The 14739-nt window shown below is 63.0% G+C and carries 12 protein-coding genes; 5 read left to right on the top strand and 7 right to left on the bottom strand.

The features are described from left to right. Nucleotides 1–201: 201 nt before the first annotated feature. Genes dxs through DOD19_RS03805 form a run of 3 tightly spaced genes read right to left on the bottom strand, consistent with a single transcriptional unit; the run spans nt 202 to nt 3352 of the window. Nucleotides 202–2112, bottom strand: a complete 1911-nt coding sequence (gene dxs / locus DOD19_RS03815; protein WP_112184072.1) for a 1-deoxy-D-xylulose-5-phosphate synthase — start codon at nt 2110–2112, stop codon at nt 202–204. A 56-nt stretch (nt 2113–2168) separates the two neighbouring features. Further along, nucleotides 2169–3068, bottom strand: a complete 900-nt coding sequence (locus tag DOD19_RS03810; RefSeq protein ID WP_024975155.1) for a polyprenyl synthetase family protein — start codon at nt 3066–3068, stop codon at nt 2169–2171. Further along, entirely contained in the window at nt 3065–3352 is a 288-nt protein-coding gene (locus tag DOD19_RS03805) for an exodeoxyribonuclease VII small subunit (RefSeq protein WP_024975154.1), read from the bottom strand. Before DOD19_RS03805 ends, DOD19_RS03810 begins: the two co-directional genes overlap by 4 nt. A 414-nt stretch (nt 3353–3766) precedes the next feature. On the opposite strand from DOD19_RS03805, the gene DOD19_RS03800 reads away from it, so the two are divergent. The 3 genes from DOD19_RS03800 to DOD19_RS03790 all read left to right on the top strand — a co-directional run bounded on the left by DOD19_RS03800 (nt 3767) and on the right by DOD19_RS03790 (nt 6863). Continuing rightward, nucleotides 3767–4864: an aromatic ring-hydroxylating dioxygenase subunit alpha gene (locus DOD19_RS03800; RefSeq protein ID WP_024975153.1), complete on the top strand. Its 1098-nt coding sequence runs from the start codon at nt 3767–3769 to the stop codon at nt 4862–4864. A 100-nt stretch (nt 4865–4964) separates the two neighbouring features. Further along, the gene (locus DOD19_RS03795; protein WP_112184070.1) at nt 4965–5954 is read left to right on the top strand and encodes a DMT family transporter; all 990 of its coding nucleotides are present in this window, start codon (nt 4965–4967) and stop codon (nt 5952–5954) included. A 21-nt stretch (nt 5955–5975) separates the two neighbouring features. Beyond that, complete coding sequence (locus tag DOD19_RS03790) at nt 5976–6863, top strand: sulfurtransferase (protein WP_112184068.1); 888 nt, start codon at nt 5976–5978, stop codon at nt 6861–6863. A gap of 70 nt (nt 6864–6933) precedes the next feature. On the opposite strand, the gene DOD19_RS03785 is transcribed toward DOD19_RS03790, so the two are convergent. The 4 genes from DOD19_RS03785 to polA form a co-directional block, all read right to left on the bottom strand. Next, nucleotides 6934–7740: a ZIP family metal transporter gene (locus DOD19_RS03785; protein ID WP_112184066.1), complete on the bottom strand. Its 807-nt coding sequence runs from the start codon at nt 7738–7740 to the stop codon at nt 6934–6936. A 148-nt stretch (nt 7741–7888) separates the two neighbouring features. Continuing rightward, complete coding sequence (locus DOD19_RS03780) at nt 7889–8767, bottom strand: dienelactone hydrolase family protein (protein ID WP_112184064.1); 879 nt, start codon at nt 8765–8767, stop codon at nt 7889–7891. Nucleotides 8768–8875: 108 nt separating this feature from the next. Continuing rightward, entirely contained in the window at nt 8876–10210 is a 1335-nt protein-coding gene (locus DOD19_RS03775) for an NAD(P)/FAD-dependent oxidoreductase (RefSeq protein WP_112184062.1), read from the bottom strand. Nucleotides 10211–10417: 207 nt separating this feature from the next. Further along, complete coding sequence (polA, locus tag DOD19_RS03770) at nt 10418–13231, bottom strand: DNA polymerase I (protein WP_024975147.1); 2814 nt, start codon at nt 13229–13231, stop codon at nt 10418–10420. 4 nt (nt 13232–13235) lie between these two features. Between polA and DOD19_RS03765 the strand changes: the two genes are divergently transcribed. Both DOD19_RS03765 and DOD19_RS03760 read left to right on the top strand, forming a co-directional pair. After that, nucleotides 13236–14189 (top strand): TIGR00730 family Rossman fold protein, encoded by a 954-nt coding sequence (locus DOD19_RS03765; protein WP_024975146.1) that lies wholly within the window; start codon nt 13236–13238, stop codon nt 14187–14189. Between the two features lie 94 nt (nt 14190–14283). Beyond that, a complete protein-coding gene (locus DOD19_RS03760; protein ID WP_024975145.1) occupies nt 14284–14712 on the top strand; it encodes a hypothetical protein in 429 nt (142 codons plus the stop codon). Nucleotides 14713–14739 lie beyond the last annotated feature (27 nt).

The raw sequence follows: 14739 nt of genomic DNA, 5'->3' as shown, positions 1-14739 counted from the left end.
ACGAGTGTGAAACCGCGGAACCTGGCTGACGGTGACCACCCCTCAAGTGATCGAATCGGCCAATCCCGCGACTGCGCACACAATTCACAAATAAGACTGGCGGAGTGTAAAAGAAATTTCCTACCTCTGCAGTCAACTACTCATACCCGTGGATGCAATACGGGTGATTGATTCTGCCTATGGCTAGAAGCCAAAGGTGACTCAGGCGACGCGCGGGGCTGCAGCGCGCGGTTGTACGGCAAAACGCTCGCGGATGGAGGCGAGGATGCCGTTGGCATCCAGCCCGCATTGCGCCAGTAGCGCAGCGTGATCGCCGTGGTCGACAAAGCGGTCGGGCAGGCCGAGCTGCATTACCGGCGTAGCGACACCTGCGGCAGCCAGCGCTTCCAGGCAGGCGCTGCCTGCACCGCCCATCACGCAGCCTTCCTCCACGGTGACCACGTAATCGTGCGTGCGGGCCATTTCCAGCACGCAGGCCACATCGAGCGGCTTGACGAAGCGCATGTTGACGACGGTCGCGTCCAAACGCTCAGCCGCTGCCGAAGCCGGGGCAACCATTGAACCAAACGCCAGAATCGCCACGCGCTGGCCTGCCGGAGCCGTGGAAGCGCGACGCACTTCAGCCTTGCCCAACGGCAGCGGCTCCAGCGTCGGCTGCACCGCCACGCCCGTGCCGGCACCACGCGGATAGCGCACTGCTGTCGGGCAGTCCTGCGCGAACGCGGTGCTCAACAGCTGGCGGCATTCGTTCTCGTCGGCCGGCGTCATCACCATCATGTTGGGGATACAACGCAGGTAGGCAATGTCATAAGCCCCTGCGTGCGTGGCGCCGTCTGCACCGACCAGACCGGCGCGGTCCAGCGCAAACACCACCGGCAGGTTCTGCAGTGCGACGTCGTGGATCAACTGGTCATAGCCGCGCTGCAGGAACGTCGAATAGATGGCAACAACAGGCTTCAACCCCTCGCACGCCAAGCCGCCTGCAAAGGTGACGGCGTGCTGCTCGGCGATGCCGACGTCGTAATAGCGATCCGGAAAGCGCTGCTCGAACTCCACCATCCCAGAGCCTTCGCGCATGGCCGGCGTGATACCCACCAGCCGCTTGTCGGCCGCCGCCATATCGCACAGCCATTGGCCGAACACTTGTGTGTAAGTCACCTTTGCCGGGCGCCCGGAAGGTTTGATGCCCTCTTGCGGATTGAACTTGCCCGGGCCGTGATAAAGGATCGGATCAGCCTCGGCCAGCTTGTAGCCCTGGCCCTTCTTGGTAACGACGTGGAGGAACTGCGGGCCACCGCCTTCGCGCGCGCGCTGGCGGATGTTCTGCAGCGTCGGCACGAGCGATTCGAGATCATGTCCGTCGATCGGGCCGATGTAGTTGAAGCCGAACTCCTCGAACATCGTGGCCGGCACGAACATGCCTTTGGTGTGTTCCTCGAAGCGCTTGGCAAACTCGAGCACCGGCGGCGCCACCGACAGCAGCTTCTCAACGCCTTTCTTGGTGGCCGCGTAGAACTGCCCGCTCATGAGGCGCGCCAGATAGCGGTTCAACGCCCCCACTGGCGGCGAGATCGACATGTCGTTGTCGTTCAGCACGACCACCAGCGGCAGGTCTTTATAGACGCCCGCGTTGTTCATCGCCTCGAAGGCCATGCCGGCGCTCATCGCTCCGTCGCCAATCACGGCAATGGCGACGCGGTCTTCGCCCTTGGTCTTGGCGCCCAGGGCCATGCCCAGCGCAGCCGAAATCGACGTGGACGAGTGCGCGGTGCCGAAGGTGTCATACGGGCTCTCGCTGCGGCGCGGGAAGCCTGAGATGCCGTCCAACTGGCGCAGCGAGCCCATCTGGTCACGGCGGCCAGTCAGAATCTTGTGCGGATAGCTCTGGTGACCGACGTCCCACACGATGCGGTCTTCCGGCGTGTTGAAGACGTAGTGCAGCGCGATGGTCAGTTCGACCGTGCCCAGATTCGACGACAGGTGCCCGCCCGTTTGAGAGACGGAATCGAGCACGAAGGCGCGCAGCTCGTTGGCCAGCGGCCCGAGTTGGCGGCGGTCCAGTCGGCGCAGGTCGGCCGGATCGTCGATGGTGTTCAGAAGTTCGTACGTCATGTGGGACCGCCGCTCAGGCGTTTTGGCAAAGACTTCTACCGTCTATGCAATGTTGTTCAGTGGCCACGCCGCACGATCAGGTCGGCCATTTCGACCAATCGATCAGTACGGGCTTTGCCCAGTTCGCGGGCAAGTTGCTTGACCGCCGCACCCGCTGCGGCATGCAGCTCGTCGGCCAGCGCCCTGGCCTTGTCCAGCCCGAGGATGGACACGTAGGTCGGCTTGTCGTTGGCCTCGTCCTTGCCGGCGGTTTTGCCCAGCGTGGCGGTATCGGCGGTCACATCGAGGATGTCGTCGACCACCTGGAACGCAAGACCGACCGCGCCCGCATAGGCATCAACCTGCTCCAACGCAGCGGCATTCACGCCAGCACAGAGCGCGCCCATCCGCAGACTCGCCCGCAGCAACGCACCGGTCTTCATGCGGTGCATTGCCTCCAATTCATCCTGCGACAGCGCTATGCCGACGCTTTGCAGATCGATCGCCTGACCGCCCGCCATGCCGAGCGAACCGGAAGCGCGTGCCAATTCAGCCACCAGCACTGCCCGCGTCGCCGGGCTCACCGCGCCCAACTCAGCCAGCACAATGAACGCCTGTGTCTGCAAGGCATCACCCACCAGCAGGGCCGTCGCTTCATCATAGGCGCGATGCACGGTGGGGCGGCCGCGGCGCAGGTCGTCGTCGTCCATGCACGGCATATCGTCGTGAACGAGCGAATAGGCGTGGATCATCTCCACCGCGCAGCTCACTCCGTCGAGTGCCTCAGCCGAGGCGTCACCCAGCGCACCAGCGGCGTGCGCCAGCAATGGGCGTACACGCTTGCCTGCACCCAGCGTGGCGTAACGCATGGCGGCATGCAGACGTTGCGGCGAGACGGTTTCGGCCGGCAGCGCGCGCTCAAGCGCGCCTTCCGTCCGCGCAACGACGGACGCCATCCATTGGGCGAAATCACTCATGCATCGCCCTGCTCGTTCGCGCTGCTGTCGTCGGCTAACGGCTTCAGGGCATCGCCATCAAGCACACGTACCTGCTGCTCGACGCGCTCCAGCACCTGCTGGCAGTACTTGACCAGCTCCGCCCCGCGTCGATACGCCGCAAGCGAGGCTTCCAGCGGCAATTCACCGGATTCCATGCTGGCGACGAGGGTTTCGAGTTCCGCCATGGCCGCTTCATAGGAAGCCGGCGTAGCGGAGGGAGTGGCGGACGCGCTGCTGGAGGCGTCGTTTGAGGCACGGGGCATGCCGATTGCGAATCAGAAAAGGACAATCTGGCATTTTACGGCAATTCCGCGTGCGTTCCGCGCACATCCCGCAAGGCACGGGGCAGCGGTCTGCGCTGGCAAGGCGGGGCATCGCCAGCCTGACGGTCGGGCGGCTGGAAGCGGAAAGGGTTCGAAAATCAGGGACTTATCAATTTCCCTGGGGTACAATCCCCCCCTTTCCTCCAAAGGCCGGGCCGGTGTACGCCGCTCCGCACGATGGTTTGGGTCTGTTGGCCCATTGAACGTATGGTCGTTGGCCCAAGCGGGGGCCAGCAAGCGCTCGTTTCCTACCTCAACAGACCCTAGGCCACCTGCCGATGGCGTCCTTTCCCAAATCGATCTTGTCGATGGTTGGGTTGTTCACTGCTTTCACCGTTATTGGGAGTGGGGATAATGTCCAATCTCAGCGCCGCACTGAATCTAGTGCCGTCTGAAACCCAGCTGCCCGTCTCTGCTTACTTCGACGAGGCGCTGTATCAAACTGAAATCGAACGTCTGTTCAAACATGGCCCCGGTTACGTCGGCCATGAGCTGATGGTCCCGGAAGTTGGCGACTATCACACGCTTGCCGCCGAGGCCGAAGGCCGCGTGCTGGTGCGCAATCCGAACGGCGTCGAACTGCTCTCCAATGTGTGCCGGCATCGGCAGGCAATCATGCTCAATGGGCGCGGCAATGCCCAGAACATCGTCTGCCCGCTGCATCGCTGGACATACGACCTGCAGGGCGACCTGCTGGGCGCACCGCACTTCGAGAAGCAACCATGCGTGCATCTGTCGCGCTCGCCGCTGCAGAACTGGAACGGTCTGCTGTTCGAGGGTAAGCGCGACGTGCGCGAAGACCTTGCGCGCCTGGGCGTGGCGCGTGATCTCGATTTTTCCGGCTACATGCTCGACCACGTCGAGGTGCACGACTGCAACTACAACTGGAAGACCTTCATCGAGGTGTACCTCGAGGACTACCACGTCGTGCCCTTCCACCCAGGCCTGGGCCAATTCGTCTCGTGCGACGACCTGGAATGGGAGTTTGGTGAGTGGCACAGCGTGCAGACGGTCGGCATTCACGCCAATTTGCGCAAACCCGGCACGCCGGCTTACCAGAAGTGGCATGACGCCGTGCTCCGCTTCAACAACGGCGAGATGCCGAAGTACGGCGCAGTGTGGCTCACGTACTACCCGAACGTGATGGTCGAGTGGTATCCGAACGTGCTGGTAGTCTCGACACTGCATCCGATGGGCCCGACCAAGACGCGCAACGTGGTCGAGTTCTACTATCCGGAAGAAATCGTGCTGTTTGAGCGCGAATTCGTTGAAGCCGAGCGCGCCGCCTACATGGAAACGTGCATCGAGGACGACGAGATTGCCGAGCGCATGGACGCCGGGCGCCTGGCGCTGCTCAAGCGCGGCACCAGCGAGGTGGGCCCGTACCAGTCGCCCATGGAAGACGGCATGCAGCATTTCCACGAGTGGTATCGGCGCGTAATGGACTACTAGGCGACGACTGAAGGTAGGCATCCGCCGCCTTCCGCGTCACAATAGGAACGGTGCAGCCCTCACAGGCCGCACCGTTTTTTTTCGCCCTCGCCCTCTCACCATGCCTGCCGACACTGCAACCGCTGCTCAGACTGCCGCCCAGACGGCCGAGAGCTCCTCTCGCCAATCGCTGTGGATGATCCTCGCCGCATTCGCCTTCTCGGCGATGGGCGTGTGCGTAAAACTGGCCTCGGCGCATTACAGCACCGGCGAGATCGTCTTCTACCGCAGCATCATCGGCGTCGTGCTGATGGGCACGATCCTCCAACGCTCGGGACAAGGCGTACGCACGCCGTACTTCCTGTCGCATATCAAGCGCAGCGTGTTCGGGGTGACTTCGCTGCTGCTGTGGTTCACATCCATCAGCCTGCTGCCGCTGGCGACCGCGATGACGTTGAACTACATGTCGCCGGTGTGGATTGCGCTCATCATTGGCGCAGGTGCAGCGCTGGCGGGCAAGCCCGGTGGTGCTGACCGGCGCATGGTGGTGGCCATCGTCATGTCGTTCGTGGGGGTGATCTGCCTGCTGCAACCGAGCGTGGGCGGATCGCAGCTTGCGCTGGCCGGCTGCATGATCGGGCTCGTCTCCGGCGTGTTCACGGCCCTCGCCTATGTGGAGGTCCGTCAACTGGGCGACCTGGGTGAGAACGAAGCACGCATCGTGTTCTATTTTTCGTTGCTGAGCGCAATTGCCGGCGGTGTGTGGATGCTCATCGGCGGTGCACAGCCTCACACATGGTCTGGCGCGGGCCTCTTACTGGCTGTGGGTCTCTTGGCGACCCTCGGCCAGACGTCCATGACCCGCGCCTACAAGCGCGGTAACACGCTGCTGACTGCTAACCTGCAATACACCGGCATCGTCTTTGCGAGCGGGTGGGGTATGTTGCTGTGGAATGACCACTTGAACGCGCTGTCGTGGGCGGGCATGGCACTCATCATCGGCAGCGGCATCGTGACGACCGTCATGCGCGCCCGTCAGTCGGGCACCGAGCATCCGACGCCGCAGACAGCCGTGTCCGGCCCGGAAGCCGAGATTCACCCGGAAGTTTGATCGACCCTGGAGATTGCCGCCATGAGCGAACGCGCTCACTACGCCACCCTCATCACCGCACCGCAACTGGCCGCACTGCAGCAGAGCGCGCCCGAAGCGGTGGTCGTCATTGACTGCAGTTTTGACCTCGCCGACCCTGCCGCTGGGCGTGATGCATACCACGCCAGCCATGTGCCCGGCGCGTTCTACATGCACCTCGACAACGAACTGTCGGGCCCGAAAACCGGCACCAACGGCCGCCACCCGCTGCCCGATGCAGAAGCGCTGGTTGCGCGCCTGCAGGCGCTCGGCGTCAACGACGACACACAAGTCGTCGCGTATGACCGCCAGGGCAGCATGTACGCCGCGCGCCTGTGGTGGCTGCTGCGCTGGGTCGGCCATGCCGATGCGGCCGTGCTAGATGGTGGCCTGCAGGCCTGGGAAGCCGCGCACTTCCCGGTCGACCAGATCGTGCCCGAAGAGCCGCAGCTCAACGCCACCCCCGGCAACATCACGCGCAAGCCCTCGCTCGTGCAGATGGTGACTGCGGATATCGTGCAGAAATACCTGGGCCACGCCGACAAGCCCGTCGTCGATGCCCGCGCCCCCGACCGCTACCGTGGCGAGAACGAAACGCTGGATCCCGTTGGCGGGCACATCCCGGGTGCACGCAACCGTTTCTTCCGCGACAACCTGCAGCCCGATGGCACTTTCAAGCCTGCGGAACAATTGCGCGCCGACTTTACCGGCGTGCTGGCCGGTGCCCGGCCGCAAGATGCGACGCTGCAATGTGGCTCCGGCGTGACGGCCTGCCACAACGCATTGGCCATGGAGATTGCCGGCCTGACGGGCGCGGCGCTCTACGCCGGCTCATGGAGCGAGTGGTGCAGCGACCCATCGCGCCCCGTGGTAACCGGGCCGAATCCGTAATCTGCAAATCTGGTGCACAGCAAAAAGCCCGGCATCGACCGGGCTTTTTTCTTGAAGCGAATGCGGCACCTCAGTGCGCGTGACCGTGCAGACCTTCGGTCAGCAGAAAGATCATTGCGATGCCCGCCGCAATCAAAGCGACCTGCACCGCCGATTCCTGCCAGCGCGGCCGGCGCTTCATCTGCGGCATCAGATCGCACACGGCGATGTAAATGAAGCTGCTCGACGCCACCACCAGCACGTATGGAATCCACGACGTCAGGCGGTCCAGCAGGTAATAGCCGAGCACCGCGCCCACCAGCGCGCAAACACTGCAGAGCAGGTTGTAGACAAAGGCGCGCGTCTTGGAAAATCCGGCGTTGAGCAGCACCATGAAATCGCCAATCTCTTGCGGAATCTCGTGTGCGGCAATCGCCAGCGCGGTGACGACGCCAACCTTGGTGTCCGCCAGGAACGCCGCGGCAATGACGATGCCGTCCGAAAAGTTATGCAAGCCATCGCCAACCAGGATCATCAGGCCGCTGCGGCCCGCTTCCTGCCGGTCATGGCCGTGATGATGGCCGTGACCATCGCCCTCGTGGTGGTGTGAATGGCGGATCAGCGAGATCTTTTCCAGCAGGAAGAAACCCAGCAGCCCGGCCAGCAACGTGGCGAACAATGCATGCGTGTTGGGCTCGATGCCTCGATGCACTTCGAACGCCTCCGGCAACGAATGCAGCAGCGACGTGGCCAGCAGCACGCCCACCGAAAAACTGACCATCCGATCGACCATGCGCGACAGCACCGTCAATGACAGCACGGCGGCGCCTGCCATGCTGCCGATGCCAGACAGCGCGGTGGCCAAGAGAATGCCTAACAGGGTGGTATCGAAGGTCATGCAGAGGCGACGCAGCGGGAGCCAATAAACGCAACAGAGTTGCAAGAAGGGCGAATTGTATGCCGCTTTATCGACCTTTGCCAGCGCAGCCAAAAGAAAAAGCCCGAGGTAGCTACTGGGGGCCTTTCGTGTTCGACGCGTTGAGGTGCTAAACCACGCCGTGATCCCTGAGCCAGGCGAGGCACTTCTTCCAGCCATCTTCCGCGTCGGCTTTCACATAGCTCGGACGGTAATCGGCGTGAAACGCATGGCCGGAATTCGGGTACACGATGATGCGCGACGCGTGTGCCTTAGGGTTCTTGGATTTTTCCAACGCGGTTTTCATCGTGTCGCGCACATCTTCCGTGATCACGGTGTCCTTCGCGCCGTAGAGGCCCAGCACGGGCGCCTTCAACTCGTCGACGTTGTCGATTGGCGAAACCGGTTGCAGCGGATTCGGATTGCCCTTCAGCGGCCCGTACCACACCACTGCAGCCTTGATGCTGGGATTGCGCTCCGCGGCAAACCAGACCTGACGCCCGCCCCAGCAGAAACCGGTGATGCCGATACGCGCTGCGTCGCCACCGTTCTCCTTGGCCCAGGCGATCGTCGCGTCGATATCGCCCGCCACCTGGGAATCCGGCACCTTGGAGACCACGTTGGCGACGGTTTCCTGGACCGTGCCATAGGCACGCGGGTCGCCCTGGCGCACAAACAACTCAGGCGCGATCGCCAGATAACCCACCTTTGCAAGGCGCCGGCAGATATCGGCAATGTATTCGTGTACGCCAAAGATTTCGCTGACGACGATGACTACCGGCAGCTTCGTCTTGCCCTCTGGCTGAGCGCGATAGACCGGCATCTTGAAATCGCCCACGGGCACGATCACCTCGCCCGCCGTCAGCCCATTGAAATCGGTATGGATAGTCTGCGCCGACACCGGTAGCACCGCCGCCGCAAAGGCCGAGCCCAGTGCTGTCTTCATGAAGCCGCGACGGTCAAAGCTGCGGCCGGGTACCAGGCTCTCCACTTCTGCATCAAGCTGCATCGCACTCTCCTCGCGCCCACGGGCGGCTACGGTGAACGAAGCGGCTAGTCTACCGAAGCAGATGCATTGCTGCCGAGCCAGGCATCCGGTGCGAGCACAAGGAACCGCCTAGTGCAGCTTGACCCGCGGATTCGTCTTGCTGCGCAGCCAGTGCATGACCGTATCCACCGACATGCGCACCCAACCGTGCAGTGCCAGAACGTGCATGCGATATAGCGACGTGTACATCAGCCGCGCCATCAGACCTTCGATGAACATCGATCCGCCGATCAGCCCGCCCATCAGGCTACCGACCGCGCTGAAATGGCCGAGCGACACCAGCGAACCAAGATCCTTGAACGCGAACGGCTGGACCGGCTTGCCATCCATGCGCTTGCGCAGCGCGTCGAACAGATAGGTGGCCTGCTGATGCGCGGCCTGCGCACGCGGCGGCACGCTGGTCGACGCCTCGGGCCACGGGCAGCTTGCGCAATCGCCAAAGGCGTAGATCGAGTCGTCGCCTTCCACCTGCAGCGTGCGCGAGACGACAATCTGACCCAGCTTGTTCACCGGCAGCCCCAACTCGCCCAGCACTGACGGTGCACGGATGCCAGCAGCCCACACGGTCAGATCCGCCGGAATGGACTTGCCGCTGGCCGTGTTGACGGCGCTGGCGGTGACTTCCGTCACACGTTCGCTGGTGATGACATCCACGTCGAGCTTGTGCAGCAGCTTGGTGGTCGCAGCCGAAATACGCTCCTTGAGCACCGGCAAAATGCGCGGGCCGCCCTCGATCAAATGGATGCGGATGTCGTGGCGCGGGTCCAACTTGTGCAGCCCATAAGCGGCCAACACGTGGGCGGTATTGCGCAACTCTGCCGACAGTTCCACGCCCGTGGCACCCGCACCGACGATGGCGATGTCCACCTGCGGCCGAGCATCGCCCATGCTGTTCTGTGCGCGCATGCACGCTGCGATGAGCCTGCGGCGGAAGCGCTCGGCCTGCCATGCGGTGTCGAGGGCGATGGCGTGCTCGGCCGTGCCCGGCACGCCGAAGAAATGCGTCACGCTACCGATGGACAGCACCAGCGTGTCGTACGAAATGGCGCGCTCGGGCAGCACCTCGGTGCCGTCAGCGTCAACGCATCCGGACACAATGATGGATTTGGCGACGCGATCGAGGCCCTTCAGCTCGCCCTGCTGGAATTCGAAGCCGTGCCAGCGCGCCTGTGCAGCGTATTCGAGCTGATGGGTGTTCGGATCCATGCTGCCGGCGGCGACTTCATGCAGCAGCGGTTTCCAGATGTGTGTGGGGTTACGGTCGACCAGAATCACCTGGGCTGCGCCGCGCTTGCCGAGCTTGTCGCCCAGCCGCGTTGCGAGTTCCAACCCGCCAGCGCCCCCGCCGACCACCACAATGCGCGGCCCGTTCGCCCCGCCTGCGCCATCCGTCTGCCCTGCCATGTGCCTCTCCTGGAGCCGTTGAATCTTGTCGATCACGTGATCTGTCAGGTGCAGTCTGCTGCAACGCAAAATTCACCGCAACCCCGCACGCACGGATATGGCGAATCATGACAACCGCATGCCAAGGCCTTCCGCAGGCTGCCTCGGCAGGCAAACTCGCGCCACGCCTTGTTTCACGGGGTAGCGCTCACGCGGCAAGCGATTGCGTCAGTGCGCCTCTTCCCAGTTGGTACCCACGCCAACTTCGGCTACCAAAGGCACGCGCAACGTTGCGACGCTGCACATCAGCTCGGGCAGGCGCTCGCGCACCACGGCCAGTTCGTCCTGCGGAACTTCCAGCACCAGTTCATCGTGCACCTGCATGACCAGGCGCGAGCGCATTGCCTCGGCTTCGAGCCAGCCTTGCACTGCCAGCATCGACAGCTTGATCAGGTCAGCCGCCGTACCTTGCATCGGCGCGTTAATGGCGGCGCGCTCGGCAGCCTGACGCCGTGGGCCGTTGCCGCCGTTGATGTCCGGCAGCCACAGGCGACGTCCGAAAACAGTCTCCACGTAGCCTTGCTCGCGCGCGCTCTGGCGGGTTTCTTCCATGTAGCTTGCGGCGCCGGGGTAGCGGGCGAAGTAGCGGTCGATATAGAGCTTGGCGGCGTCCCGCCCAATGCCCAGATTGCTGGCCAACCCAAACGCGCTCATGCCGTAGATCAGGCCGAAGTTGATGACCTTCGCCACACGGCGCTGGTCGGGTGAAACCTCCAGCGGCGTCACGTTGAACACTTCGGCGGCCGTTGCGCGGTGCACGTCCTGGCCCTCACGGAACGCACGCATCAGGCCTTCATCCTGCGACAGATGCGCCATGATGCGCAGTTCGATCTGCGAGTAGTCGGCCGACACGATCACGCTGCCCTCCGGCGCGATGAACGCCTCGCGGATGCGCCGCCCTTCTTCCGTACGCACCGGAATGTTCTGCAGGTTCGGATCGGTCGAGGCCAGGCGCCCCGTCACTGCCGTCGCCTGACCGTAGGTGGTGTGGACCCGGCCAGTGCGCGGGTTGACCATCTTCGGCAGCTTGTCGGTGTAGGTGGACTTGAGCTTGGCCAGGCCCCGGTAATCGAGCAGCAGCTTCGGCAACGGGTAGTCTTCGGCCAGCTTCTGCAGCACCTCTTCGTCGGTCGAGGGCGCGCCGCTCGCCGTCTTCTTGATGATCGGCAGCTTCATCTGGTTGAAGAAGATATCGCCAATCTGCTTGGGCGAGCCGAGGTTGAACGGTTGCCCCGCAAGCTTGTGCGCCTCGGCCTCCAGATCAATCAGGCGCAAGCCCAGCTCGTTGCTCTGCTTGGCCAGGCGGTCGGCATCGATCAGCACGCCATTGCGTTCCATCTTCTGCAGCACGATGGAGGTCGGCATTTCGATCTGCTCGTAGACGTAGCGCAGCTTGTCGTCTTCGGCCACCTTGGGGAACAGCGTGCGATGCAGACGCAGCGTGATATCGGCGTCCTCCGCCGCGTATTCGGTCGCGCGATCGAGGGGCACCTCGTCAAAGCCGATCTGCGAGGCACCCTTGCCGCACACAGCTTCGTAGGTGATCGTCTTCAAGTGCAGCACGCGTTCGGCGAGTGCGTCCATGCCGTGATTGCGGTGGGATTCGAGCACGTACGATTCGAGCATCGTGTCGTGCTCGATACCGCGCAGCGCGATGCCGTGGTTGGCAAACACATGCGCGTCGTACTTCAGATGCTGGCCGACCTTCTTGCGCGATTCATCTTCAATCCACAACTTCATGCGCGCGAGCACGGTGTCTCTTGAGAGCTGCGCCGCAGCATCAAACCCTGCCACATCAGGGCCGCGATGCGCCACCGGAATGTAGCAAGCCTCGCCCGGCTTGACCGACAGCGAAATGCCAACCAATTGCGCAAGCATCGGATCAATCGACGTCGTCTCGGTATCGATGCAGACGAGGTCCACTTCATCCAGGCGCTGCATCCATGATTCGAGCTGCGCTTCAGTCGTCACCGTCTCATACTTGACCTCATCGGGCGGCGCTTCCACGTCGAACAGGTTGGCCTGGGCTTGCAGTTGCGCAGCCTCGCCGGCGTAGTTCTTCACTGGCGTCGCGGCCTTGCGCGCGGCACCCACGCTGCGCGTATCGGGCAGCGCTTCTCCGGAGGCCTCGCGCAGCCACGTCTTGAAGCCGTATCGGGAGAAGAAATCGACGAGCTTGGACTTGTCTTCGCCGCCGTCGATCAGTGCATCGAATGTCGGCACTTCTTTGCTGAGGTCACAGTCGAGCTTCACTGTCAGCAACTCGCGGCCCTTGGGCAGCCACTCGAGCGTGTTGCGCAGGTTGTCGCCCACCACGCCCTTGATCTCGCCCGCGCGCGCCATGACGTTGTCGAGCGTGCCGAATTCCGACAACCATTTCACCGCGGTTTTCGGGCCAACCTTGGGCACGCCCGGCACGTTGTCCACGGTGTCGCCAATCAGCGAAAGATAGTCGACGATGCGTTCGGGCGGCACGCCGAACTTGGCTTGCACGCCAGCCGGATCAAGCGTTTCGTTGGTCATGGTGTTGACCAGCGTGACGTGGTCATTCACCAGTTGGGCGAGGTCCTTATCACCCGTTGAGACGATGGTCCGGACGCCTTCGCGAGCCGCCCGTTCGGCCAGGGTACCGATCACATCGTCGGCCTCGACGCCCTCCACCACCAGGATGGGCCAACCCAATGCCCGTACGGCTTCGTGGATCGGTTCGATCTGCGCGCGCAGATCATCGGGCATGGGCGCGCGATGCTCCTTGTAGGCCGGATAGAGGTCGTCGCGAAAGGTCTTGCCTTTGGCGTCGAAAATGCAAGCGCTATACTTGGCCGGGTAGTCGTTGCGCAGTTTGCGCAGCATGTTCACGATGCCGTAGATGGCCCCCGTAGGAAACCCTTCTCCGTTTCGCAAGTCGGGCAGTGCGTGATAGGCACGGTATAGATAACTCGAGCCATCGACGAGCAACAGCGTTTCTTGACTTTCCGACATTCCCATGGACTCTAAAGTGACTGGAACGCCAAAAGGCGTTTCCGATAATGGCGCTTCTGCTGAAGGCGGCGTGGCAAAGCAGGTTGCTGGTGCTTCCGCGACGGAGGTTTCGGCGGCTGAACTGACCGGTGTGAGCCCCTCGCGCCAGGCCACCACGGCCGACATGGACGTCAACGTGACAGTGGGCGTTGAACACGAGCCCCAAGCTGACGTGTCACACGGCCGTACCGATCGCAAGATGATCCCCAGCCTGCGGGCACTCGCCGACGAAGAACGCGCCACCGCAAAGAAAGCGCGCGCCTCCTGGCAGATGTTCACGATTATGGCAGAGTTCATCGAGGCGACCGAGTACCTTTCGGAGATCCGTCCGGCCGTCTCGATCTACGGCAGCGCGCGCCTGCGCGAGGATTCGCCATACTACGAACGCACCATCGAAATCGCCCGGTTGTTCTCGGATGCGGGCTTCGCCGTCATCTCCGGCGGGGGCCCCGGCATCATGGAAGCGGCCAACAAGGGCGCGCACGCCGGCAAGTCGGCCAGCGTCGGCCTGAACATCGAACTGCCGCACGAACAGCAAGGCAATCGATACCAGGACATCTCGATGCGCTTCCGCCATTTCTTCACGCGCAAGGTCACCTTCGTGAAGAACTCGGATGCGTTCATCGTCATGCCCGGCGGTTTCGGCACGCTCGATGAACTGGCTGAAGTGCTCACGCTCGTCCAGACGGGCAAGTCGCGCAGTGTGCCGGTGGTCATGTTCGGCAGCCATTTCTGGAAGGGCCTGCTGGATTGGTTCCGCTTTACGCTGCTGCCGATGGGCCTGATTGCCGAGCACGACCTGGACATCATGCGCATCGTCGACGAACCCAAGGACGCGCTCGATGCCGTCTACGAGTTCTACGAAAAGCGCGAAGGCACCTCGCCGATTCCGCCCAAGGAAGAAATGTTCTATCTGTAATCTCGGGTGTGGCATTTGGCGCCACGCGAACGGACGATGGCGGGAGGCTGGACTGCTAGAATGTAGGGTCCCAGATCACCCGCCGGAGTCCATGATGGATTCGCTGCTTCACCCGTCCGCCCCCGTCCACTCCGGTTTTGCCAATGCCGCGCGCCTGATGCGCCACGCTGGGCTGCTGGCAGGCGCCGTTTTCTGCCTCGCCCTGCCCGCGCACGCCGAAGTGACATCCGACAGCGCCGGACTGGACCTGCCCGACGTCAAGGCGATCAACAATCAGCCGATTTCCAAGCCGACCCACGGCGCGATCCATAACGAGCGCGTCAAGCCCAGCTTCGACTACCGCGACAACGACGGTACGCAGGTGGAGGAATACCGCTTCCAGAAGGGCCAGGCGCCGGATATCCATGTCAAGTCGGGCATGGGCACGTCCTACAACCTGAGCAAGCCGGAAGACAGCTCGCCGCGTATCCGCGAGCGTGGCGATATCGACCGTGTTCCCTCGGTCAACGTCCTGAAGTTCTAAGCCTGTGCCGCAACCGCGGCGCCTGCA

This window comes from Ralstonia sp. GX3-BWBA, from assembly GCF_003290055.1.
Lineage (GTDB): Bacteria > Pseudomonadota > Gammaproteobacteria > Burkholderiales > Burkholderiaceae > Ralstonia > Ralstonia holmesii.
Note: the sequence above shows the minus strand (reverse complement) of the source record. Positions and strands in the feature narration are given on the sequence as shown.